This window comes from Candidatus Zixiibacteriota bacterium (assembly GCA_018820315.1).
Lineage (GTDB): Bacteria > Zixibacteria > MSB-5A5 > JAABVY01 > JAHJOQ01 > JAHJOQ01.
Genome location: JAHJOQ010000084.1, coordinates 1 through 2,576, shown reverse-complemented (window position 1 = coordinate 2,576; position 2,576 = coordinate 1). Strand labels below are relative to the sequence as shown.

General features: G+C 52.3%; 3 protein-coding genes. All 3 read left to right on the top strand.

Features of this window, described 5'->3' with window-relative positions; all coding sequences use genetic code 11:
• Positions 1 to 581 precede the first annotated feature (581 nt).
• Positions 582 to 1,145, top strand: coding sequence for an RNA polymerase sigma factor (locus KKH67_07905; GenBank protein ID MBU1319105.1), 564 nt, complete (start codon positions 582 to 584; stop codon positions 1,143 to 1,145).
• Positions 1,111 to 2,130 carry a hypothetical protein gene (locus KKH67_07900; protein MBU1319104.1) on the top strand — a complete coding sequence of 340 codons (1,020 nt, stop codon included), beginning with the start codon at positions 1,111 to 1,113 and terminating at the stop codon, positions 2,128 to 2,130. The genes KKH67_07905 and KKH67_07900 overlap by 35 nt, the downstream gene beginning before the upstream one ends.
• Positions 2,131 to 2,352: 222 nt before the next feature.
• A partial coding sequence (locus KKH67_07895) for a selenide, water dikinase SelD (protein ID MBU1319103.1) occupies positions 2,353 to 2,576 on the top strand: 224 nt, incomplete at its 3' end.

Here is a 2,576-nt window from a genome sequence, read left to right as displayed (position 1 = left end):
TGCTGTTGCTCGCAAACTCGTGGTGCGACTCCACAGTCTGGAGCGAACGGGAGAGCTATACCAGATCGGCACATTGAGATGACGAACAAACTGAATAGTATTCTGAAGAGAGAGGTCTTTAAGACAGATTCGGAAGCAGGTGTACGACGTAGCTGACCTTGTGCCAAAAGCACGTTTATGTAGATTGTTGACACCATTTCCGACTTTCCGAATGAGCATAATGTGGCACGACCACGAATAGCAGGTTGTAAGGACTTCTGCCAAACAGAATCAGTAGACCGAAGGAGAACGTCCATATAGAGACTCAAACATGCAAGGTAGACTCAAATAGCCCTTGACAATCATCATAGCAGGTCAGCGATCCTTGCCTGATCGAGCAGAGCGAAGAGAAGGTGCGAACGTCAGTGAGCAGATCCTGACAATTGTCTGGAAAAACATAACGAAGAAATAGGCAGGATCATTCCGTCACGCTCTGCGTGACTCCGGATCGCTGCCCTACAACGCTTGCCAAATCCACCATCCTGACTATATTTCCACCACCCAATGCAACCTCCCACCCTCAAAATGTGTCTAAGGGTTGAATGAAGAACACGGCGGAACAGTTCTGGAAGATGCTTGAGCCTTTCCACCCCGAAGCTGAAGGCTTCTGCCGGAAGCTCGCGGGGAGCAGGGAGGATGGTGACGATCTGTATCAGGATTCGTTGCTGATCGCCCTCAGGAAGCACGCAACGTTGCGCGATCCGGAGTCCTTTCGACCCTGGATCTACCGGATCATCGTGAATCGTCACAAAAACCGATGCCGCCAGCCATGGTGGCGGCTTGCGGTACCGCTCGACCGGGTCGAATCGAGCGTCGGTGACGATCCATCGAAAGCACACGCGTGGAAGAGGTTGCTCGATCGAGCACTCGGGGCACTCAGTCCCGAAGACAAAGCGCTTATCATCCTCTTCGAAGTCGAAGGCTGGAGCATCGCCGAACTGGCCGAACTTCATAACAAACCGCAAGGGACAATCAAGGCTCGATTGTCCCGCGCAAGGAAAAAGATGCGAAAGGCATTAGAGAAATATCTTCCAGAATCAAATGCCGCTGATAAGACAGGAGAGAGACAGTATGCGCTGCAGAGAAGTGATACGCCTTCTGAATGAGGGCGCGAAAATCGACGGGGAAGCTCAGCAGCATATCCAGAACTGCCCGTCGTGTATGAAAGAGGCTGAATCTGCGAAAAAGCTCGTTTCAGCACTCAAGATCGCAAGAGCTACTAAGAACGAAAACATCACGCCTCTCGCCCGGATACGTTCCGGAGTGGAGGCCGAGACTGTAAAGGAGATTACTCTAATGTCGTGGATTTCAAGTGGAATAAAGTCAAGACCTCGCATGATCGCCGGGCTGGGTATGGTGGTTGTGTTGCTGATCGTCGCAACGCTGGTTCCGTTCACATACGAGAAGACAGTCGCATACGATGCGACCTTCGCAGGTATTGAGTCAAGAGTCAGCGATCAGACACTCATGAAAGCCGTGAAAGCGCTCGGATATGAAGATGTTTCGATCAACTCGAACTCAAATGGCAATCTGACCGACTATACGGTCGCAGACCTTCCGAGCGAGGACGCTGTTCGAGAGGTAAGCGCGGCATTCTACACGCTGACAGGGTTCAGTCGTTCGCCGGAAGTGACGCCGGTCAAAAGCAAAGTCTCCGGTACGCTCTATGCGCAGGCGCGTGACAAGTTGGTCGAGGTGCAGGTTGACGCTACCGGCAAGACTGACGATGAAATCCGCTCCGAAATCGAGGCCAGGCTTCTCGAACAGGGGATTACCGCATACGAAGTCACGGTCGATACCGATGCTGACGGTCGCCGCCAGATCGATCTATCGGTCGAAGGCGATGGAGATAGTGACGGCAAGATGGAGGTTAAGCTCGGCGTCTTTGAGTCTGACGGCAACGGTACTTTCCCGCCGAAAGATTGCATGGACCTCAAGCTTGAAGGCACCGATGATATGTCTGACGCAGAAGTAGAGGCCTATATCGAGCAGCAGCTTCTCGACAAAGGCATCACGAATGCTAATGCCACTGTGACAACCGGTGCCGACGGTCAACGCAAAGTCGAAGTCAGTTGCGAGAAAACCAATTAGCTAACCGCAATTCTCGCGATCAATTTTCAAGAGGCGCTCATATGGGCGCCTCTTTTTGTTTCCGGTCACGAACTCGCACCACTTATCGCTTGTTACAGAGTCGACAAGGCAGTATTATTCCAGTGTTGCAATCTACAGAAAGGTGACGGTGTCTTGACACACAGCAGCGACGAAATCATAAGGCTGACGAGCCTGGTTTCCTGTGCCGGGTGAGCGTCAAAACTGGGCGCGGGTCCGCTCAAAGAGATATTAAGCAAGCTGCCGGTTCCGAACGATGCTCGGCTTCTAGTCGGATCGAATACGGCGGATGATGCCGGAGTCTATCAGATCAACGATACTGAGGCTCTGGTTGTCACGACTGATTTTTTTCCGCCGATTGTCGATGATCCGCTGATGTTCGGTCAGATTGCCGCAGCTAATGCGCTCTCCGACATATACGCCATGGG